This is a genomic window from Chloroflexus sp., assembly GCF_049970315.1.
Classification (GTDB): domain Bacteria; phylum Chloroflexota; class Chloroflexia; order Chloroflexales; family Chloroflexaceae; genus Chloroflexus.
The window spans coordinates 25,853-47,150 of record NZ_JBMFNE010000026.1; the positions used below are offsets into that span (position 1 = coordinate 25,853).

General features: G+C 56.1%; 19 protein-coding genes. 15 read left to right on the forward strand and 4 right to left on the reverse strand.

Annotated elements, in window-relative coordinates; all coding sequences use genetic code 11:
* Window positions 1–75: 75 nt before the first annotated feature.
* Window positions 76–3,480 (reverse strand): BTAD domain-containing putative transcriptional regulator, encoded by a 3,405-nt coding sequence (locus ACP5OT_RS15015; protein WP_428132583.1) that lies wholly within the window; start codon window positions 3,478–3,480, stop codon window positions 76–78.
* A gap of 317 nt (window positions 3,481–3,797) precedes the next feature.
* On the opposite strand from ACP5OT_RS15015, the gene ACP5OT_RS15020 reads away from it, so the two are divergent.
* Together ACP5OT_RS15020 and ACP5OT_RS15025 are read left to right on the forward strand one after the other, a co-directional pair.
* Window positions 3,798–5,015, forward strand: coding sequence for a vWA domain-containing protein (locus ACP5OT_RS15020; RefSeq protein ID WP_424674810.1), 1,218 nt, complete (start codon window positions 3,798–3,800; stop codon window positions 5,013–5,015).
* Window positions 5,012–5,740, forward strand: coding sequence for a tetratricopeptide repeat protein (locus ACP5OT_RS15025; RefSeq protein ID WP_428132586.1), 729 nt, complete (start codon window positions 5,012–5,014; stop codon window positions 5,738–5,740). The genes ACP5OT_RS15020 and ACP5OT_RS15025 overlap by 4 nt, the downstream gene beginning before the upstream one ends.
* 20 nt (window positions 5,741–5,760) lie before the next feature.
* Here ACP5OT_RS15025 and ACP5OT_RS15030 read toward each other — a convergent pair whose 3' ends face one another.
* Entirely contained in the window at window positions 5,761–6,648 is an 888-nt protein-coding gene (locus ACP5OT_RS15030; protein WP_428132588.1) for an alpha/beta fold hydrolase, read from the reverse strand.
* 113 nt (window positions 6,649–6,761) lie between these two features.
* Between ACP5OT_RS15030 and ACP5OT_RS15035 the strand changes: the two genes are divergently transcribed.
* From ACP5OT_RS15035 to ACP5OT_RS15055, 5 genes are all read left to right on the forward strand, one after another.
* A complete protein-coding gene (locus tag ACP5OT_RS15035; RefSeq protein ID WP_424674807.1) occupies window positions 6,762–7,808 on the forward strand; it encodes a TAXI family TRAP transporter solute-binding subunit in 1,047 nt (348 codons plus the stop codon).
* Between the two features lie 88 nt (window positions 7,809–7,896).
* On the forward strand, window positions 7,897–10,050 hold the full coding sequence (locus ACP5OT_RS15040; protein WP_428113335.1) for a TRAP transporter permease: 2,154 nt from the start codon (window positions 7,897–7,899) through the stop codon (window positions 10,048–10,050).
* Window positions 10,051–10,070: 20 nt separating this feature from the next.
* Window positions 10,071–10,382: an XdhC family protein gene (locus ACP5OT_RS15045; protein WP_424674805.1), complete on the forward strand. Its 312-nt coding sequence runs from the start codon at window positions 10,071–10,073 to the stop codon at window positions 10,380–10,382.
* A gap of 38 nt (window positions 10,383–10,420) precedes the next feature.
* Entirely contained in the window at window positions 10,421–11,146 is a 726-nt protein-coding gene (locus ACP5OT_RS15050; RefSeq protein WP_428113337.1) for an XdhC family protein, read from the forward strand.
* 65 nt (window positions 11,147–11,211) lie between these two features.
* Window positions 11,212–11,475, forward strand: a complete 264-nt coding sequence (locus ACP5OT_RS15055) for a hypothetical protein (protein WP_424674803.1) — start codon at window positions 11,212–11,214, stop codon at window positions 11,473–11,475.
* Window positions 11,476–11,617: 142 nt separating this feature from the next.
* On the opposite strand, the gene ACP5OT_RS15060 is transcribed toward ACP5OT_RS15055, so the two are convergent.
* A complete protein-coding gene (locus tag ACP5OT_RS15060; protein ID WP_428113339.1) occupies window positions 11,618–11,929 on the reverse strand; it encodes a hypothetical protein in 312 nt (103 codons plus the stop codon).
* A gap of 131 nt (window positions 11,930–12,060) precedes the next feature.
* Window positions 12,061–12,558: a cyclic pyranopterin monophosphate synthase MoaC gene (gene moaC, locus ACP5OT_RS15065; protein ID WP_424674801.1), complete on the reverse strand. Its 498-nt coding sequence runs from the start codon at window positions 12,556–12,558 to the stop codon at window positions 12,061–12,063.
* Between the two features lie 197 nt (window positions 12,559–12,755).
* On the opposite strand from moaC, the gene mraZ reads away from it, so the two are divergent.
* The 8 genes from mraZ (at window position 12,756) to ACP5OT_RS15105 (ending at window position 21,287) form a co-directional block, all read left to right on the forward strand.
* Complete coding sequence (gene mraZ, locus ACP5OT_RS15070; protein WP_424674800.1) at window positions 12,756–13,187, forward strand: division/cell wall cluster transcriptional repressor MraZ; 432 nt, start codon at window positions 12,756–12,758, stop codon at window positions 13,185–13,187.
* Window positions 13,187–14,092: a 16S rRNA (cytosine(1402)-N(4))-methyltransferase RsmH gene (rsmH, locus tag ACP5OT_RS15075; protein ID WP_424674799.1), complete on the forward strand. Its 906-nt coding sequence runs from the start codon at window positions 13,187–13,189 to the stop codon at window positions 14,090–14,092. The genes mraZ and rsmH overlap by 1 nt, the downstream gene beginning before the upstream one ends.
* 28 nt (window positions 14,093–14,120) lie before the next feature.
* Window positions 14,121–14,489 carry a hypothetical protein gene (locus ACP5OT_RS15080; RefSeq protein ID WP_424674798.1) on the forward strand — a complete coding sequence of 123 codons (369 nt, stop codon included), beginning with the start codon at window positions 14,121–14,123 and terminating at the stop codon, window positions 14,487–14,489.
* A gap of 6 nt (window positions 14,490–14,495) precedes the next feature.
* Window positions 14,496–16,304, forward strand: coding sequence for a peptidoglycan D,D-transpeptidase FtsI family protein (locus ACP5OT_RS15085; protein ID WP_424674797.1), 1,809 nt, complete (start codon window positions 14,496–14,498; stop codon window positions 16,302–16,304).
* 136 nt (window positions 16,305–16,440) lie between these two features.
* The gene (locus ACP5OT_RS15090) at window positions 16,441–17,907 is read left to right on the forward strand and encodes a UDP-N-acetylmuramoyl-tripeptide--D-alanyl-D-alanine ligase (protein WP_428132591.1); all 1,467 of its coding nucleotides are present in this window, start codon (window positions 16,441–16,443) and stop codon (window positions 17,905–17,907) included.
* Between the two features lie 69 nt (window positions 17,908–17,976).
* A complete protein-coding gene (mraY, locus tag ACP5OT_RS15095) occupies window positions 17,977–19,080 on the forward strand; it encodes a phospho-N-acetylmuramoyl-pentapeptide-transferase (RefSeq protein WP_424674795.1) in 1,104 nt (367 codons plus the stop codon).
* The gene (gene murD, locus ACP5OT_RS15100) at window positions 19,080–20,468 is read left to right on the forward strand and encodes a UDP-N-acetylmuramoyl-L-alanine--D-glutamate ligase (RefSeq protein ID WP_424674794.1); all 1,389 of its coding nucleotides are present in this window, start codon (window positions 19,080–19,082) and stop codon (window positions 20,466–20,468) included. The genes mraY and murD overlap by 1 nt, the downstream gene beginning before the upstream one ends.
* 3 nt (window positions 20,469–20,471) lie before the next feature.
* Window positions 20,472–21,287 carry a rhomboid family intramembrane serine protease gene (locus ACP5OT_RS15105; RefSeq protein ID WP_424674793.1) on the forward strand — a complete coding sequence of 272 codons (816 nt, stop codon included), beginning with the start codon at window positions 20,472–20,474 and terminating at the stop codon, window positions 21,285–21,287.
* The last annotated feature ends 11 nt before the right edge of the window (window positions 21,288–21,298 follow it).

Genomic DNA, 21,298 nt, shown 5'->3' on the forward strand with positions numbered 1-21,298 from the left:
GAGCACAAACGAGCTAGATGTCAAGGCGGTGATATGTTCTGATCAGGCTGCCGTCGGATGATGTGCCGTCGCTATTTAGCCGGCAGTCATGATCAGACGGTTGAACTCAGCGTTCAAAAAGATTGTACGGTTGGTCTGATCGCTTAACCGGTTGGCCCGTTCACGCACCACGTTGCGTGCTAGCTCGAGAACAGCCTCAGCCCGCGGGTCGTGATTAGCCACGAGTGCCTGATACGCCGTCCAATAGATCCGGAGTGTCTCTTCAGCACCGTAGAGATGGCCGCCGGCCAGCAGGTGTTCGACAATCGGTGTAGCGCGGCGTAATGCCTCTGCGGCATCGTTGCGGGTTAGCGCGACACGGGTCAGACCCGCCTGCGATTCGAGCACGAGTACAGGGTAGTTGATCTGTTGGCGAATCGTTTTGGCTTGATGGTAGGCCTGCTCAGCCTCATCGAGACGGCCCAGCGCAAGTAAGGCATGACCTTGAAAATCGTACCCGTAAGCTCGCAGATCGGGAAGATGTACGGCTTGTTCGGTGGCGCTGCGTGCGTAGGCAAGAGCTAGCTCATGGCGATGGTTGTGGTGCGCGTGCAAGCTTAAATTGGCCAGTATCACCGTGTGATGTTTGGTATTACCCACTTTGTCGCAAAGCGCCATTGCAATCTGCGTGTGGGTGAGTGCTTGTTCGTAGTGTCCCATCTGGTCGTAAGAAATACCGAGATTGATGTGCGCTACTAATTCAGCATCAAGATTACCGCATTCACGTGCCAGCACCAATTCTTGCCAATAGTAGCGTTGAGCTTGTTCATAATCGCCACGTGCATCAGCGTTTTGCGCCAGTAAATCAAGCACATTGGTTTGATGATACGTCAAACGAAGCTGCTGATAGATGGTCAGTGCCTGTTGTAGATAGTGCTCGGAGTCGGCAAAATTGCCTATCGTACTGAAGACCGCGCTGAGGGACTCGTAGCAATGAGCGATCATGACGTACTGATGAGCTTGTTCGGCCAGTTCCCGCGCCTGCTGGGCATACGCGATGGCCATCTCGTTCCGGCCAGCGTGAAGTTCAAGCCAACTCATCAGCCGCCAGTATGCGCTTTCCATCACGTACAGTTCGTTCAGCGGCATAGTAATCTGCTGATCGAGCACTTTACGGAGGCGGTCGAGTGTGGCACGACCGCTGGCGTTATATCTTCCGGTGCTCTGGAGCGTGCCAAGCCGTAAGAGTGCGTTCGCCAGGAGTTGTCGGTCGGCCAATTGCTCGGCCAGGGTAACTGCTTCCTGAAGCATCGCCTCGCTAGCCTGTCCACTGGTGCGTAAGCGTTGCAAAGTCGCTTGACCGATCAGCAATCTCACTCGTAGCCACTTGGTTTCCGGTTGGTCAGGCTGACTGACATAAGCCAGACTCTGCTGAAATCGCTCAAGACCATCAAAGAACCGTCCACTGAGGTAAAACAGAGCTTCGTAGGCGGGCACGGCAGCGCTGACTCGATCCCACGCCCCATGGGTTAACGCCCAGTACCATGCGGCTTCAATGTCCTTCGAGCTGGCGAGGAGTCGCTCACGGATGACAAAGCTATCGGCGCCTTGCATAGCGTGATATGCACCGGCCAGCCAATCCAGAAACCATTCAGCGTGGCGATGGTGGGCTATATCTGCAATGGTGGAATCAAAATTGCTCAGCAGCCGTTCGCCGGCCCATTGGCGCACATGCTCGTGGAGCCACACCGTTCCATCATCGAGCCGACGGGCCAAGGCGAGATCGAATAGTTCGACTAATGCCTCCTCGCTACCGATAATCGCTTGTGCTGCTGCCAGCGGGCATGGCGCATGCACTACACTCAACATCGCCAGTGCCTGCCGACTGGTTGCCGTCAAGGTTTGCCATGTCGAAGCCAGGATTGCAGAGAGGCTGCGGTGACGCGCCGCTGCATCGGCGAGAGGGTTGTGCAGCATCTTGATGCGCTGCTGCATTGTTTGCCGCAATTCGGGCAAATTCATGGTGTGCAGCGCAGCCGCGGCTAGCTCAATTCCCAACGGCATCCCATCGAGATCGGCGCAGATATGTTCAATATCGGCTAGCGCCAACTGACCTTCGCCGGTGACGCCGCTGCGTTGGGCTAATGCGATAAACATCTGCGCACTCGGACTCGGTTCTGCCGTAGTAGTTTTGGTAGAAAGTGGCCCGAGCTTAAGTATCTGCTCGCGGCGTAGGTGCAGCGGCTGGCGGGATGTCACCAACACGACGCAGTCGGGTGCGGCAGTGAGCAGTTCGTTGATAAATAAATTGGCAGCGGCGACGTGCTCGAAACTGTCGCAGACCAGCAGATAGGCGCGTGATTGTAATGCAGCAATGATCTGCACCGGCAGCGGATAATGGTCATTGACTTCGATATGACAGGCAGTGGCGATAGCGCGGGCCAATGACGCGGTTGCATCGTTGTTGGTCATCTCCGCACCATCCTCTGGATGCAAAAAGATATATCGTGCGCCATCGCGAAATGCATACTGCATCAGATGGGCGGCCCGCAGTGCCAGTCGGGTTTTGCCGATCCCACCGGCCCCAATAATGGTGATCAGTTGGAGACCGGCTTGATTCAGCCAGTCGATCAGGGTGGCGACCTCCCGTTCTCGTCCGATGAGTGGCAATCGATTGATAGCATCGGCTTGGTGTTGTGACGGTAGAATCGGCTCAATAAAATGAGCGAGTTGGCCGGTACGAATGGATTCCGCGAGCTGTTTGGTCTCGTCCTCTGGTTCGATGCCGAATTCGTGTTGCAAAAGATTGCAGCAGTTCTGATACTGTGCTAGCGCCGCCGTGCGCTTCCCTTGACGGGCGAGGGCAACCATCAGTTGACGATGTGCCGCTTCACACCATGGTTCAAGCTGTAATTGCCGGCCAGCGTAGTCCTGCGCAGCCCTCCAATCACCTACACGTAGGGCATATTCGGCCAGATGTCCATCCACCTCGATGGCGGCTCGATGCATCGTTTCACTTTGATGGGTTATCCATGCGAGCAACGGTTCACTTTCAGGGGTCATTCCGGCCAGTAATGCACCTCGGTAGAGCATAGCAGCTCGGTGCAGATGCGCTTGACAGATTGGGCAGCCGGCGGCAGAGCGGTGAGGATGGTTGCGAACCGTTGTGACGGTCTGGAGAAACTCTAGTGCATCAATGTGCCAGTCGCTGGAGAGGTTGAGAGTGACGGTAGCAGGATCGGTAATCAGCGTGTTTAGGGTTGAACCTATGGCCTGCCGGATGCGGCTGAGCGTAACGCGCAACGCATTTTGCGCAGCGCTCTGCGGCTTGTCTGACCAGAGCAACGTAGCGAGGGTTTCACGGCGAACGGCTTGCTTTTGGTGAAAACACAGCCACGCAAAGAGAATTCGTGCACTGTCGGTTTGGAATGCCCCATTGAGTGAGACACCATTGCGCCGAACGTCGAAACCGCCAAGAAGTTGAACGTGCCATGTTGTCATGACGGTAACGGGATAGATCTTATCAACATAGCTTGATTATACAATCTATCGGTACGTATCGCCAATAGTTCCGCCTGTGTGGATGGGTCACCACCCGCCGGCCCCACCTTGGCGCTCTTTGCGTCTTTGCGTCTTTGCGTCTTTGCGTCTTTGCGTCTTTGCGTCTTTGCGTTACAGAAACACGACAACCACCAACGGCGCCACGCTGGGGCCGGCCCCACCTTGGTGATCTTTGCGTCTTTGCGTTAGCATCCGACGCTGTTGGGTCTGTGCTACAATTACTCACGCAGGCTATTGGCTAACCAAGAACAACGGCTATGATCCAAACGTCCTCTACCTCCGGCGGTAACCTACTCGGACACATTGTCAGCTTTGGCTATCTGCTGCGTGAAATGGGCATCCCGGTCAGCCCCGGCCAGATCGTCGAGCTAATCGAAGCTATCGAGCACGTCGGTTTGCTCCATCGCGAAGATTTGCGGGCTACAATGCGCTGCATGCTGGTGCTGCGCCGCGAAGATTTGCCGCTATTCGACGCAGCCTTCGAGTTTTTTTGGAAAAAAGCGCTCGGCATCGATCTCGAACGAGAGATGATGCAGATGCTGCTCCCGCAGGTTAAGATTCCGCGTCGTCAGCTTCGTTTACCACGCCGCCAACCCGTCGCCGATGATGCCGATGCAGCGGAGGGTCAAGAACGGGAAGAGATCGAGATCCAACTTACCTTTAGTCGGGATGAGGCGTTGCGTACCAAAGACTTTGCGCAGTGTACGTGGGAAGAGGTACAAGCCTGCAAAGAGCTGATCCGGCGAATGGAATGGCGGATTCAACCGCGCCGTACCCGGCGTCGTCGCCCAGCCCGCGCTGGTCGCTTGCTTGACATGCGCCGTACCCTGCGTCAGAGCTGGCGCTTTGGCGGTGAGCCGCTGACATTATCGTGGCATGATATTCGTACTGAGCCGCGTCCACTGGTGTTGATCTGCGACATCTCGGGCAGTATGGAACGCTACTCGCGCATTCTACTTCAGTTCGCGCATGCCATCTCGGCCGGTTTAGGCGATGTTGAAACGTTCGTGTTCGGGACACGGCTGACTCGCATTACTCGTCAGTTACGCCACAAGGATATTGATGATGCGATCGATGCGGTGAGCAAGCACGTGGTCGATTGGAGCGGTGGTACACGCATTGGCGAAGCTATTAAGGAGTTCAATTTTCGCTGGGGCCGACGGGTACTTGGACGTAGCCCGGTGGTGGTGTTGATCAGCGATGGCTGGGATCGTGGCGATCCTGAGCTGCTGGCACGTGAGATGGATCGGTTACAACGCTCGTGCCATCGGCTGATCTGGCTGAATCCACTCCTCGGGGCACCCGGCTATGAACCGTTGACGGTGGGGATGCAGGCTGCCCTCCCGTTCGTTGATGACTTTCTGCCGGTGCATAATTTGGTCAGTTTAGAGCAGCTCGGTGCGAAACTAGCGACGCTGGGTGCGCAGCGTCCACCGCGCCGACAGCGCATAACCACGACGCGAGGAGTGCAATGAGTGATCCTGATCAATTGAAGGCTGAAGCCGATGCTTTGATTGCTCGTGGCAAGGCTCTTATCGCTACCGACTTGCCACAAGCAACCGATTTGCTTAATCAGGCGGTCAGGCTCTATTGGGCGGCAGGCGAGTACTATAGTGCGGCAGCCCAGACCGGCAACTACGGTTGGGCCTTGCGGCGCATGGGTCGTCCCGATCTGGCCCGCCCCTACCTTGCGCGCGCCGCCGAGATCTTTGCCGATTTGGGATTGGCCGATTTCGCCGAGCGTCATCGTGCTGCGGCCGAAGATATCGCCGCCGATCTGACACCGGAGTTTCTTGCTAGTCTGCCCCTGGCAGTGCGCCAGGCGCTCGAGCAAGGAGATGGCGCACTGCTGCAATTTGCCATTAATACGCTGCCACCCGATCAGCAACAAATGGTCATCGACCGTTTGTCTGCCATTGGCCTGATCAGTCTCGCCGAGAGTGCAGAAGATGCAACCCACGCTGTGCAACAGTTTGAACCATTGTTACAAGCAATTGTGGCGGTGGCACGCGGTGATGAGAGCGAGCGACCTGATGTCGAGCGTGCGTTGGATGATCTTGAACGTAAGGGCTGGCGCATTCGTAAAGCTGTGCGTCAGATCTGGCAGGGTGAGCGTCGCCGGCAGCGCTTGACCTATGGCCTCGATGAGGTTGATACAGCGATTGTGCACCGAATACTTGATTTGCTGAATGTTCCGTAATCGTTCGCTACTGCTGATTGCTACTCGGCCAAAAATGACTGGAGCGCGGCGAGGGTTTCTGCCGGTGCCTCTTCAGGCAGAAAATGCCCACCGGGGACACTGTGACCCTGCACATCGACGGCATATTGGCGCCATACCTCAAGCACATTGTATTTTCGACCGACAAAGCCATCGGCTCCCCAGAGCACCAACAACGGACACCTTACCTTGCGTCCGGCGCGGACATCTTCGTCATCGTGCGTGAGATCGATGCTGGCTGCCGCCCGGTAATCGGCACAACTGGCAGCGATGGTGGCCGGATTACGAAAACAGCGCAGGTATTCAGCGACAGCCGTCGCAGTGAAGGCAGTCGGTGCGCGGCCCCAGTGTGCCAGCTTACTCCGCAACCAGAACTCGGGATCGGCACCGATCAGCCGTTCGGGGAGCGGTGCAGGTTGGATGAGAAAGAACCAATGGTAGTAGGCAGTGGCAAATTCGCGGTCGGCAGTCAGGTACATATGATGCGTCGGTACAATATCGAGCACGGCAGCGCGCATAATGCGATCGGGATGATCGAGACACATCCGATGCGTTACTCGTGCCCCGCGGTCGTGACCAACGACGGCAAAGTGGAGAAAACCCAACCGTTCCATTAACTCCACCATATCCGCCGCCATCGCTCGCTTGCTGTAGGTGAGATGTGCCGGATCATCAACCGGCTTATCGCTATCGCCGTAGCCACGCAGATCGGCTGCAACGACGGTAAACGATTCTGCCAATGCCGGTGCAATCGCATGCCACATGGCATGGGTTTGTGGGTAACCGTGCAAGAGCAGCAGTGGCGGCCCACTACCGCCAATCGCACCGGCAATCGTCATACCATCGGTGATTGTTTGGCGGAACGGCGCGTGTCCCTTAATGATTGTCATACCATACCCTTTATCATTGTCAAATTCTTCCCCACAATGGTTTTCATATCAGTTATAATCCATTTTATCTGACATCAGCTCGCTCGTTGATTACAAGCAAAGGAGGAAACGACGTGGTTTCTACTATGCGCGTGATCGGACTGCTACTCGTGGTGTTGCTGGTGAGTGCGTGTGGTACCTCATCGACAACCACTGCACCAACCGCAGCGCCTATCGAGCAGACACAAGCCACTGCTGCGGCACCTGCTCCTGCACAGACTCTTCGCTATGCCTTCGGTGGCGGACCGGTAGGTGGCGTGTTTCAAGTGTATGCCGACGTACTTTCGCTGATTATTAAAGAGAAAGTGCCCGGTGTTGATATTACGGCAGAAGGCACCGGTGGTTCAGCCGAGAATTTACGCTCGGTAAATGCAGGTGATCGCCAGTTTGGGATCGTCTATTCAGGAGATGTAGCTCTCGGTGCACTTGGCCAGTTACCCGACGATCCAACTGTCTACGATAAGGTGATGCCGGTAGCACCACTGTATGGCGGTGTCGCTCATTTGGTGGTATCGGAAGCCAGTGGCATTAACTCGGTGAACGATCTCGTCGGCAAGCGGATTGCGCTCGGTAATGCCGGTTCGGGAGCCGCCTTGAGTGCTGAACGCTATTTCAAAGCGCTCGGTTTGTTTGACAAGATCAAGATCGAATACCTCGGCTATTCGCAGGCAGCCGCGGCCATGGCTGACGGCCAACTGGATGGGTTCTGGGTGCTGGCTGGCTTCCCCAACGCTTCGGTGCGTGAGGCAGCGGCAGCAACCAAGATCAAATTGATCGATATCTACACGCCGGGTGTGGAAGGTGGTTTCTTCCAGCAGTATCCCTTCTACTCGCAACGTATGCTGACCGGTGGCGCGTATGATGGTGTTCCTAATGACGTGCCGAGTTTCCAAGATACAGCGTTGTGGGTGGCCAATGCCGATGTACCGGAAGACATCGTCTATCGGGCGCTGAAAGCAGTCTATCTCGAAGGCGGGTTGGATCGGCTGCGCGAGGCGCATCCTTCGGCTAAGGAGATGGGACTGGAAATAGGTATTACCGGTATTGCCAATAAACTGCATCCCGGTGCAGTCAAGTTCTGGACCGAACAAGGGGTGCAGATTCCCGATAATCTGAAGTAAGCCAATCGACAACGGGCGAGCTGATGGAGGGCAGGAGGGAGCACCGACATGACTCCCTCCGGTACCGTCTTATGGTAAAGAGGTTGATATGGCTGAAGTAAAACGATCCGAAGATGGCATACTGCCGACCGGCGACGAGATCGATCAGGAAAAGGTTCGTCAGTACCTCGAACAAGAAGAGAAACCCACACGGATGCTAGGCCGCTTTTGGAGCGCCGTTGTGGCGCTGATTGCGGTTGGAATGGCCGGTTTCTATATTTATACCGCTGGAACTCTCCCGGCGCCGGTACAGTGGCAGCGTGGTATCTATGTCATGCTGACCTACATTCTCGTGCTACTGCTCTACCCGGCCGTCGGCAAGAAGAGTCCGTTGCAACCGTGGCTGAACCGTTTGGCTGAGCGGATGCCGGCTCCGTTACGCACGATCATCATGGCGCGTGGTGGGCCAACGATTATCGATCTCGTGCTCATCGTGGTCACAGTTTTGGTCGTTGGCTATTTCATTCTGAACTATCCGGCGCTGCAACGGCGGGCCGGCGCGTATAATCCAACCGACTTTACCGTCAGCGTGATCGGGTTGATTATCTCGCTCGAAATTGCTCGGCGTGTCCTCGGTTGGTCGATGACGCTGATTGGTCTCTTTTTCATCCTTTATCTGCGGTTTGGTTTTGTGCTCTACGATATTCCCATTTTAGACACGTTTGCCCATCGTGGTCAGCCATGGCAACGGGTGGCGACGGTGCTGTTCCTCGACCAAGAGGGTGTATTCGGCGTGATGGCCAACGTGCTGGTCAGTTACGTCATTCTGTTCATCTTTTTTGGCGCTTTTCTCAATAAAGCCGGTGCCAGTCGCTTTTTCATCGATCTGCCGCTCGCTTTAGCTGGGCGGAGTACCGGTGGGCCGGCCAAGGTTGCTGTCCTTTCATCGGCGTTGTTTGGTTCAATTTCAGGGAGTGCAATTGCCAATACGGTCAGCACCGGTACCTTTACCATTCCGATGATGAAACGGGCCGGTTTCCGGCCTCACGTGGCCGGTGCGATTGAGCCGTCAGCTTCGATTGGTGGAGCGTTTATGCCCCCGGTCATGGGTGCCGGTGCGTTTTTGATGTCTGAATTGACTAATACACCCTATTCAGTGATTGTAGCGATTTCGATTGTACCGGCGATCCTCTACTTTCTCTCGGTCTTGACAATGGTGCATTTCGAGGCCAAGAAGTTCGGTCTTACCGGCATTAAAACCGAGCAGACCGCGTGGCAGATCATCCGCCACGAATGGTATCTGGCGCTGCCGTTGGTGGTCGTTATTGTGATGCTGGCTCGTGGCTTCTCGCCCGGCTATGCCGCGTTCTGGTCGATCTTGTCGTGTATTCCACTGATGTATCTGTTGCCGGAAAATGTGGCTGATTTTAAGAATCCGGCTGCTCAAGGTGGGACGCTCGTCAATGCGTTTTTGCGCAGTACGGTGCGTGTGATCAAGGCGATTAATGAGGCAATTCAAAAAGGTGTGCGCGATACGTTAGTGATCGGCGCGACGGTCGGCGTGATCGGGATGATCGTCGGGACGATTTACGCTACCGGTGTCGGTCAGCGCTTCGCTAACATTATCGTTAGTCTGAGCGGTGGCAATATTTTAGCTGCTGTGGCTTTGATCGGATTTGCCTCGTTATTGCTCGGTATGGGCGTACCGGTAACAGCATCGTACCTGATTACCGCCGTGATCGCGGTCCCGGCATTGACGAACCTCGGGGTCGCCCTGTTGGCTGCGCATATGATCGTCTACTGGTTTAGCCAAGACAGCAACATCACCCCACCGGTGTGTGTAGCAGCGTATGCTGGAGCAGCAATTGCCGGCGCCGATCCGTGGAAGACGGGATGGACATCGTTTAAGTTTGCCAAGCTGCTCTATGTCATGCCCATTCTCTTTGCCTTTACCCCGGAAATACTGATAATCGGTTCGAGTGGTCAGCCGCTCGTCGATGTAGAATGGAGTAAAGTGGCGATGTCGTGGTTCTCGGCCACGCTTGGTACCATTGCCTTCTCGGCAGTATCGATGTTCTACCTTGTGCGTAAGACGAATTGGTGGGAATGGATTGTCGCCGCGGTTGGGACATTTCTCTGCTTCTGGCCGAGCTTACTGACCGATCTGGTCGGAGTGATGCTGGTCGGTGGGGTGTGGTTGTGGCAGTGGTACGATGTGCGCCGCCAGCGCCAGGCAAAGATGCAGTCAAGTATGGCTGATTAGTTTGCGGAGGGTGATGCACAATGCACGATATTATCGACGCAATTGATCGGTGGCTGGCCCGTGGCGAACGGGTAGCGATTGCGACGGTTGTGCGCACGATGGGGTCATCGCCACGGCAAGTGGGTGCGAAGATGGCGGTCTCGTCGAGTGGTGCAATGGTCGGTTCGGTCAGTGGTGGTTGTATCGAAGGTGCGGTGTTTGAGGCCTGCCAAGAGGCAATCGCGACCGGACAAGCGCGCTTACTCCATTTCGGTGTCACTGATGAGACGGCGTGGGATGTAGGGTTAGCTTGTGGTGGTACGATTGATGTGCTGGTCGAGCCGTTGCGTTAGCGCCGCGATCTCTACGATCACTATCGGAGCGAGAAAGCATGATGGGTACTATTTACGAACTAGTGCGTGATGCGGTGCGTAACGGTCGCTCGTTGGCGACGATTACGGTGCTGGCGGGAGGGCCGGTTGGCGCGAAGATGGCCTGCACCCCGGACGGACAGACGTTCGGTGATCTCGGCGATCCTACGCTCACGGCGCAGGCGGTGCAAGCAGCGTTACCGTTGCTGGCGCAAGGCGAAACTCAAACTGTCGCATTGTCGCCTGAGGTGATGATTTTTGTCGAGAGTTTTGCCCCACCACCGACGCTGTTTATGGTCGGAGGTGTGCATATCAGCATTGCTCTAGCCGCAATGGCGAAGGTAGTCGGTTTTCGGACCGTCGTGATCGATGCCCGTGAAGCATTTGCCACCGACGAGCGGTTTGGTCATGTTGATGAATTAATCATCGCATGGCCTGATGAGGCGTTAGCCGGGCGGCTCGATGCGCGTAGCAGTGTGGCAGTGCTCACCCACGATCCCAAGCTCGACGATCCGGCGTTGCGGGTTGCTTTACGCTCGCCGGCGCGCTACATTGGCGCATTGGGCAGCCCAAAAACGCATACTCGCCGCCTCGAACGGTTGGCTGCCGAGGGATTTACCCCGGAAGAGCTGGCCCGCATTCATGGCCCAATTGGGCTACCGATTGGAGCCAAGACGCCGGAAGAGATCGCGCTAAGTATACTTGCCGAGGTCGTGCAGGTTGCCCGCCAAGGTGGACGCAGATAGGTGATGGCCGGGGCAGATACGATCTCTGTCTCACCGAACAATTGTGGCAACGTGAGGAATAAACCATGCCAACCCTTGATCGGCATCAAGCGCGCCTGTTGTACGAAGGGGCACAAGCTCTGGTACGTGGTGATAAAGCGCGCGCCCGTGAACTGTTACTCGAATTGGTCGAGCTGAACGAACAGATCCCGGAAGCGTGGCTTTGGTTGAGCGGTGCAGTTGATGATCCTGAGGATCAGCGGGTAGCTCTCGAAAACGTATTGGCACTCGACCCCGATAATCCCTACGCGCAAGAAGGTCTAGCCTATCTCGATACCCAATCGCGTTAAGAAGTAGGGGCAAGGAGAGACAGCCGGCAAGGACGTGCTGCCTGTGAAGAAGCGCACGACCGGCGGGGATGCGGACAACCGACGGAGAGGCACAGCCGGCGGGGACGCGCACAGCCGTGCGTTCTCCCCTTGACATACTAGCTCAAATCTGTCCCACCCAATACGTATGCCGACTCACCGTCACCATCCCACGCACCGTAATACCATCAACCGGTACAACTTCGGCCTCGTTCACCAACACCAACGTTGGTTCTACCCCAGGGAAGCGAGCCTTGTAAGCGTTAATCGCCGCGGCAATCTTCTGCACTACCAGGGTTTTGGGATTGTCATCGTACCACATCAAAAAAGGTGGCTGCCAACGAAACGTGAATTCGCTCGATTGAGCAGGTGTTGCCGTTGAAGAGTTGATAGCAGCAGGTGATGGAGTAGCTGGAGTTAGTGATTTGCGCGCCATAACCGATCTCTCTTTCTGATAGCATTTCGACAATGGCAAACGATAATGTCGGCGGTGGAGGCTGCTCTCAGTGACACACCTCGGCGATCTTAGCGGCCTTTGCGTTAGTATACCAGAACATATGTTCAACGTCAAGCCGACTCTTCACGCTGCCAGTCGCCGCTGCGCCCACCTCGCTTGGCAATCAGCCGAATCCCGTCGATTTGCATGGTCTTATCAACAGCCTTGCACATATCGTAGATGGTCAGTGCCGCGACACTGACCGCCGTCAGCGCTTCCATTTCCACCCCGGTTTGACCGGTGCAACGGACCGTCGCTTCGATTTCCAACGCATTGCCTGCCGGATCAGGGGTAAAGTTGACGCTAGCATGGCTAAGGTTGAGAAGATGACATAAGGGAATCAGTTCGGCGGTGCGTTTTGCCGCCATAATACCGGCGACACGCGCTACCGCCAACACATCACCTTTTGGCGTACCCCCACTCACAATCAGTTGAAGTGTCGCCGGTTGCATAACGACCCGCCCACGGGCAATGGCTTCTCGCGCTGTAACCGCTTTGTTCCCAACATCAACCATCCGAGCCCGACCCGCAGCATCCAAATGGCTAAGTTGATCAAATGATTCGCTCATATGTTCCTCACTTTCTTCTCGTATTCGTACAAATATTCTACTCGATCTTGCCTTTTAGGCAGTTTGAAACCAAACTGTCATGATTAGTAGATACTTTCATGGCTTGAAGCCATGAGGTATGTCGGCTATAATGTGGTGGTAGGTGGGGAAAAGTGGGGAAAAGTGGGAGCTTTTCCTGCAAGTGGGAAAACTGCACCGTGTTTTTAGGTACCCACGAACATGCCATCGATGAAAAAGGCCGCCTGGCCATTCCGGCACGCTTTCGGGCAGAACTGGCCGGTGGCATGGTGCTTACCCGTGGTTTCGACCGGTGTCTGCTCATCTTTCCACTGCCGTTTTGGAGCGATCTCACCCGTCGGGTCAGCTCGTTGTCGTTGGTTGATGAAGATGCGCGCATGCTGCGCCGGTTACTCTTTGCCAATGCCTCGGAGCAAGAGATGGATCGGCAGGGGCGTATCCTTTTGCCCCAGAACCTGCGCGAAATTGGCGGGTTGGCCGATCAGGCGATACTGATCGGGCTTGATGCCTTTATCGAGGTGTGGTCACCGGAACGCTGGCGTGAGGTCGAAGAGCGGTTAGTAAGCCAGGGGCCGCGCTTTGATGAACAAATGCGGAAGTTGGGGATTTGATGGCGGTGACGTTCCAGCACATACCAGTAATGGTGGCCGAAGTGGTTGCCGCACTTGCACCACGGCCCGGTGGTCGCTATATCGACGCAACAGTCGGTGGTGGTGGCCATGCACTGGCAGTGCTGCAAGCAGCTCAGCCCGGTGGTCGGTTACTTGGTATTGATGCTGATCCGGCGGCACTGGTTGCTACCGCTGACCGTTTGGCTGAGGCAGGTCTGCGTGAGCACGCGGTATTGTGTCATGGTTCGTTCGCCGATTTGGCCGTGATCGCCGGTGAGGCCGGCTTTATCAACGTTGATGGTGTCTTGTTCGATCTTGGGGTGTCGTCGTATCAGCTTGATACACCGGAACGTGGGTTTTCGTTCGCCGCCGATGGTCCGCTTGATATGCGGCTTGATCCGACCCAAGGTTCGACTGCTGCCGATTTGGTCAATACCTTGAGTGAACGAGAATTAGCCGACATCATCTTTCAATACGGCGAAGAACACGCGGCTCGGCGGATTGCCCGTGCGATTGTCGAACGTCGTCGTACTCAGTTGTTTCAGCGTACTGCCGATCTGGCAGCCGTGATCACACGGGTTGTGGGTGAGCGCCGGGGGCGGATCCACCCGGCGACACGTACCTTTCAGGCCTTGCGGATTGCCGTTAACCGTGAACTCGACCGGCTGGCAGCGGCGTTACCGCAGGCGGTTCATCTGCTTGCACCGGGTGGCCGGTTGGCTGTGATAAGCTTTCATTCGCTCGAAGATCGGATAGTGAAGCAGTTTATGCGTGCTGAAGCCGAGGGTGCAACCCCCCGCTTGGTGATCAATACCAAGAAGCCGCTCATGGCAGCCGATGATGAAGTGGCGACCAATCCCCGCGCGCGCAGTGCAAAGCTGCGGGTTGCGACGCGGATTGCATAGGGGTATTGGGTTGGCAAGAGAGGAAGGTATGGCCGTCCGAAGCGAACAAATTCCTGCCATTCTGGGGCGTGTCCGGTTACGTCGGATCGATCTCTCACGTTATCTCCGCCTCGATGGGGCACGCTACATATTGCTCCTGGTATTGATCTGCTGCCTACTCAGTCTAATCACCCTTGTGCAGTCCGGGTTGGTGGTGCGGATGAATTATGAGTTGGTCGAGTTGCGTCAACAGCAGGTGCAGCTTACCCGCGAGTATTCGCGGTTGCAAGAACAGATGGCTCGCGTGCAATCGGTTGAAGCACGGCTGAAGCGGGCCACCGAATTGGGTTTTCGTCAGCCGACCCCTGATCAGATCCGTTACGTTCGTATTCCACAGTTACCCGATCTCGATGAGTAACGACGTATGGCTGCTACGACCCGCCGTTCAACATCATCTGCGCCAACCACCACCATCACACCACCAGTTGGTCGGTTGGCTAGCTGGCGGCTGCACGTGTTACTGCTGATCTGCCTCACCATGGTGGTCGTGATCGCGGTACGGTTGGTCGATCTGCAAGTTGTGCGCAGCTATGAGTTAGCAAGCAAAGCGCGACTTGAGGTCGAAACACCGACGCTGCTCGCACCGCGACGCGGTCAGATTACTGATGCAAAGGGCATTGTGTTGGCAATGGATGTGGAACGGCAGAGCCTATTTGCCGTTCCACCGCAGGTGCCGGTGGAACGAAAAGCGGAAATTGCACTGCTCGTGGCCGGCGCGACCGGTGTTCCCGCTGAATCGATTCTGTCGGCATTGCGCTCTGATCGCCAATGGGTGCGTTTGGTCCGTTGGCTTGAACCGGAGGTGGCAGAACAGCTTGCTGCCCTGGACCTACCCGGCCTCCGCTTAGTGTACGAGCCGATGCGGTTCTATCCGCAGGGTATGACTGCGGCGTATGTGGTCGGTGCGATTAACCTAAACGGTGAAGGTATTAGCGGGATCGAGGCGTTTTATGATCAGGTGTTACGGGGTTCTGAAGGAAAAATCGAAGGTGAGTTTGATCCTGCTCGGAATCCGATTGCGACCAGTCTTTCGCGCACCTTACCGCCACAAGATGGCGCCGATCTGCAACTGACCATCGATCCGTTTATTCAGCAGGTTGCCGAACGTGAACTCAAACAGGCCATTGATGAACAGAATGCCGATGGTGGTTCGATCTTGGTGCTCGACCCGCGAACCGGTGCTATCCTTGCGATGGCGAATTGGCCATTTTTTGATCCCAATCGTTGGCAAGACTATCCACCGGAAGTCTACGGTCGCAATCCGGCAATTGGGACAGTCTATGAGCCGGGGAGTACATTTAAGATGATCACCGCCAGCGCTGCACTCAGTTCAGGGGCAGTGACGACTACGACCACCGTTGATGATCCGGGATGGGTGGTACGTTACGGCAACACATTGCGGAATTTTGATGGTGCGCCCCACGGAGCACTCACGCTTGGTGGGATGCTCTACTATTCGAGCAATGTTGCGGCATTGCAGTTTAACGAACTGACCGGGCCGGAAGTCTTCTACCGCACCCTAACCCGCTTCGGTTTCGGTCAACCAACCGGAGTTGATTTGGCCGGCGAAGAGAGCGGTATTGTCAATTTCTACGGTAGCCCCGGCTACAACCCTCTGACCTTCTTGGTCAATGCCTACGGCCAGGCGATTTCGGTGACGCCCCTCCAGTTAGTGCAGGCGGCAGCAGCCATTGCAAACGATGGAGTGATGATGCAACCCTACGTGGTACAGCGAATATGCCGTAATGGTGATTGTGTGCAGACCACACCACGGGTCGCCGGGACACCGATTGAGCCGGAGGTAGCCCGTGCTGTACGTGAGATGTTGGTTGACTCGGCCAATCACTATGCACCGGTAATCTGGGGACCGCGTACCGGTAATTGGAGTGATCAATGGTTGGTTCCCGGTTATCGGGTTGCTGCCAAAACCGGTACCGCTTCCATTCCTTTGTCCGGTGGTGGTTACGACCCGACCTACACGATTGGTTCGGTGTTGGGGATTGCGCCGGTTGATGATCCACGGTTTGTCGTGCTGGTGAAGATTGACCGGCCCAAGAAGGATACGCTCGGTGTCTTGACCGCAATTCCGGTCTACTACAACGTCGTTGATCAATTACTGCGTTACATCCATCTCCCTCCGGATCGCACCTTAGTAAGTCCGGGGCAACCCTAGGAGGATAGCATGTTGGTCAACCCACTCTCATCCTGCTATCAGGTAGGACGATGGTGGCACAGCCGAAGAGGACAGAAGGGAGATGCTATAATGGCCTCCATAATGCGTGCAGCGCACATATTGGCTGTGGGAGGGTGTGTTGATCAGGCTCGACAACTTATTGTACGCAGTACAACCACGTGCGACGCGGCAAGTAGTCCACATACCACCGTCGTGGGCCGACCGGCAGATCGGGCCGGTCGTCGTCGATTCGCGCGAGGTGAGGCCAGGCTCTCTCTTCGTGGCGCTAACCGGCGAACGTACCGATGGACATTTATACTTACCCGATGTTGTGGCACGCGGTGCGGCTGCCGCACTCGTTTCGCCGGCGAAATTGGCCGCATTAGCACCGGATTTGTCGGCGGTGGCTCGGCCATGGCGGCTGATCGAGCCGAGTGACGGTAGCGCATTGGCGACTCTGACGCCAGAAGCGTGCCTCTTCATCGCTGTAGACGACCCGCTCTGTGCATTACAGCGTGCGGCTGTCTACCATCGGCGGATGTTCACGCCAACGGTGATCGGTATCACCGGTAGTGTGGGCAAGACCTCAACGAAAGAGGTCGTCGCGGCTGTGATAAGTCAGCGGCTACGTACCTTAAAAAGTCAACGGAGCTTTAATAGTGATATAACATTGCCGGCTACCTTGCTCGGGTTGACTGCCGACCATCAAGTCGTAGTGCTCGAAATGGGGATGTGGGCGGCGGGCGAGATCCGTTTTTTAGCGGCACTGGCCCGCCCTCACATCGGGATTGTGACGAATGTTGGCCCGTCGCATTTGGAGCGATTGGGCAGTATCGAGGCGATTGCCAACGCCAAAGCCGAATTGCCCGAATCGCTCCCACCCGATGGCTGGTGTATCCTCAATGCCGATGACCCGCGCGTCGCGGCGATGGCTACGCGCACGCCGGCGCATGTGGTCACCTACGGCTTTGCACTGCACGCCGATGTGCGTGCAGTAGAGGTTATCAGCCATGGCTTGTATGGGATCGAGCTGACCGTTGAGTACCAAGGTGAGCAGCACCATCTACAGACGCCACTGATTGGCCGTCACCATGCCTACACCGCGTTGGCTGCAATTGCCGCTGCATTGGTGTTAGGACTGGACTGGGAAGCGATTGCTACCGGCTTGCGCGATCCCGGTGAACGGTTGCGCTTGCGGATTGTGAACGGGCAACAAGGGGTGACGATTATCGATGATACCTACAACGCTGCGCCGCTTTCAACCATTGCTGCTCTCGAGGTATTAGCTGAGACACCTGGCCGCCGGATTGCCGTTTTGGGTGAAATGCTGGAGCTGGGTTCGGCTGCCGAAGAGGGACACCGACAGGTTGGTGCGGCGGCGGCGCGAACGGCCGATCTGTTGGTGGCGGTTGGGCGCCAAGCCCAGACGGTAGCTGCCGCAGCACGGGCAGCCGGTATGGTAGAGGCGCAGGTTATCGTGTGTGCCGATAACGATGCGGCGATAGACCGATTGCGCTCACTCATCCAAGCTGGTGATTGCCTACTTGTTAAGGGTTCGCGCGGGGTGCAGATGGAGACGATCGTCACCGCGCTGCAAGGCTAGCCGGTTATCGTATGGCGAAGGTGTTGCATCAGGCAAGGTAGTTCATCCGATCACCACAGGAGCAGTTGTGTGAGTGTTCTTCGTGCAGTACTCGTACAAGATATGGCGCGTGCCTTGTTGCTCGCTGCCGCAGCGTTTATCTTGACCTTGATCGTCGGTGGATGGTGGGTACGCTTTGCCCGCAAACATAAGTTGGGGAAGCGGATTCGACCCGATGGTCCCCAGAGCCATCTCGTGAAGGTGGGCACTCCAACAATGGGCGGCGTGATGATCGTAAGCACTGTGGTGGTCTTGACCGTCCTCTTTAATCTGGTCGATCGCTGGTCGATGCTACTACCACTAGGTGTTATGATCAGCTTCGCCGTGTTAGGCGCTATCGACGACTGGCTCTCGCTGACCGGTACCCGTTCTAAAACCCACGGTTTTACGGTACGGTTTAAGTTTTGGATAATGACGGCAGTGGCGTTTATGGCCAGTTTAGCCCTCTATCTTCCACAACCTTACGGTCTTGAGCACGAAGGTCTGGTACAGATACCCTTTGTCGGCGAGGTCAATATTGGGTTGTGGTTCATCCCAATCGCTGTCCTGATTATTGTGTTTATCTCCAATGCCGTCAATATTACCGATGGGTTGGATAGTCTGGCCGGTTGGAATCTGGCGCTTGCTTTTGGTGCCTACGGTGTGATCACCTTTCTTGCTGAGCCGCGTTTAACCAATCTCATGGCCTTCTGTTTTACCGTGGTCGGGGCGTGCGCCGCATTTCTCTGGTACAACGCTTATCCGGCGCAAGTATTTATGGGGGATTTAGGGGCGTTGTCGTTGGGGGCAACGTTGGCCGTTGTTGCGCTACAGTCGCAGCAGTGGATCCTCTTACCGGTCATTGGGATTGTCTTTGTGGTTGAAGCGCTCTCGACGCTCATCCAAACCGGTTACTTTAAATGGACAAAGTGGCGCTATGGCGAGGGTCGGCGGGTGTTTAAGATGGCGCCACTCCACCACCATTTTGAATTGCTCGGCTGGAGCCAACCACAGGTAACCCAACGTTTCGTTTTAATTGGGACGGTCGCGGCGATGGTGGGGATTTCATTGGCGTTGATCTTCGGTTCACCGCAGTCACAGACGCAGGTCGAGCTGCCGGCGATGATGGTGCAAGAGACCAATGGGGTTCGGTAATGAAAGCTGGAGCACGAGTACTGGTCATGGGCTTAGGCGTGCATGGCGGTGGGTTGGGGGTTGCTCGTTGGCTGTTGCGCCACGGAGCTGACGTAACGGTGACCGACCTCGCTTCGCCCGAGGCGCTGGCTGATTCAATTGCCCGCCTTAACGCTTTTGCCGCCGAATTGGGGAAACAGGTGCGGTATACCCTGGGTGAGCATCGGGCTGAAGACGTGTGTTCTGCCGATATGCTGGTGGTGAATCCGGCGGTACGCCCCGATTCGCCGTGGTTGGCGTTAGCACGTTCGTGCGACATCCCCATTGAAACGGAAATGACTCTCTTTTTTCGCGCATGTCCGGGTCCTATCCTCGGTGTGACCGGTACCAAAGGTAAGACGACCACTACTCTCCTGTTAGCCGAGATGATCCGACAACGCTACCCCGACACTGTTGTCGCAGGCAATTTACGGGTTTCGGCGCTTGAGACGCTCGATCAGATCGGGCCACAGACGCCGGTGGTGCTGGAACTGAGCAGTTTTCAGCTCGAACGGCTCGGTGAGGCACGATGCAGTCCATCGTATGCGCTGGTGACGAATGTGGGTGTAGATCATCTCAATTGGCACGGTTCGTTGACTGCCTATGTCAATGCCAAACGACAGATTATGGCTCATCAGGGACCGGATGGGGTGGCGGTGCTGCCGCCGGTACAGGCACGGGAGTGGGGACAGGGACGACCGGGAGTGATCAGTTATAGTCTCACCGACCCGGCTGCTGACGCGACGATGACCGACGATGGTGTGTTTCGCTATCGCGATGTCGAGTTGTTCCATCGCTCTGATCTACGGCTACCCGGCGATCATAATGCAGCGAATGCCTTGGCTGCCGCAGTACTCGCCTACCGGTTTGGGATCGATCCGGCAGCAATTGTAGCGGCACTGCACCGGGTGACCGGCGTTGAACATCGGCTCGAGCTGGTAGCGGTTATTGATGGTGTGCGATACATCAACGACACAACTGCTACCAACCCTGCGGCTACGGCTGCTGCATTGGCGACGGTACCGGGTCCGGTGGTACTCATTGCCGGCGGGGCTGATAAAGACCTCGATCTGCCGGCGTTGGCGACCACGATTGCCGAACGTGCAGCAAAAGTTGTTCTGTTGGACGGAAGTGCCACACCGCGCTTACAAACCTTGCTGAGATCGTACAAACCGACGTTACCGGTCCATGGGCCGTTTGATAATCTGAGTACAGCCGTACAGGCAGCACGCAGGTTGGCGCAACCCGGTGGTGCAGTGTTACTTTCGCCCGGATGCGCGAGTTTCGGAATGTTTCGGAACGAATTTCATCGTGGTGAAGCGTTTCGTCGTATCGTGCGCGAGTTAGCCGCCGCTCACGCCGGGGAGTAGGTTATGACCCGTCCACCTGATGAATCAGATGAGATCGAAGCCTTTTTACGCCGGGCTGAACGTGAATTTGGCCGTCGCCCCGACTTGGCGGAGAACACGCCACCACCACCGCCGCGTCCTGCGATCCCGCGACCGGTTGTCACCTACAGTCTGCTCTGGATAATCGGAATTGTCTATCTCTTGAGTTGTGTGCTCAGTGGTTCATTCTTTCAGCCTACGTTGTCGGTGCTGGTCGTTTTGGGGGCAAAGGTCAACGAACGGATCGCCACCGGTGAGGTATGGCGATTGCTGACGGCAACCGTTCTGCACGCTAACCTCATTCACATCTTTTTTAACGGCTATGCACTTTCCGTGTTGGGTCCGGAGACCGAGCGGTTTTACGGGCACGTCCGTTTTCTGGTGCTGTACTTCCTCAGTGGTGTGGGTGGTAGTATCGCATCGTATGCGTTCTCACCGGCACCGGCAGTTGGGGCAAGCGGGGCTATTTTCGGTCTGATCGGCGGCTTAGGCATGTTTTACTACCTCAACCGACAGGTATTAGGTCAGTTCGGTCAAGATCAGGTACGTGGGATTGTCGCCATTGCCGTCATCAACTTGCTGATCGGTTTTGCTGCCCAAGGCGTCATCGATAACTGGGGGCATCTGGGCGGATTGGTCAGTGGTGTGTTGGTGAGTCTTGCACTCTCTCCCCGGCTCACCATTGATTCGCGATTTTTTCCACCATTACTGATCCGTCGTTTTCCGCGGCAAGGCTGGCTCTGGGTAACGGCATTTACTTTGGGGATGATGGTGTTGGTGCGCTTGGTGCAGCCGGCCTAAGGGTGATGGTT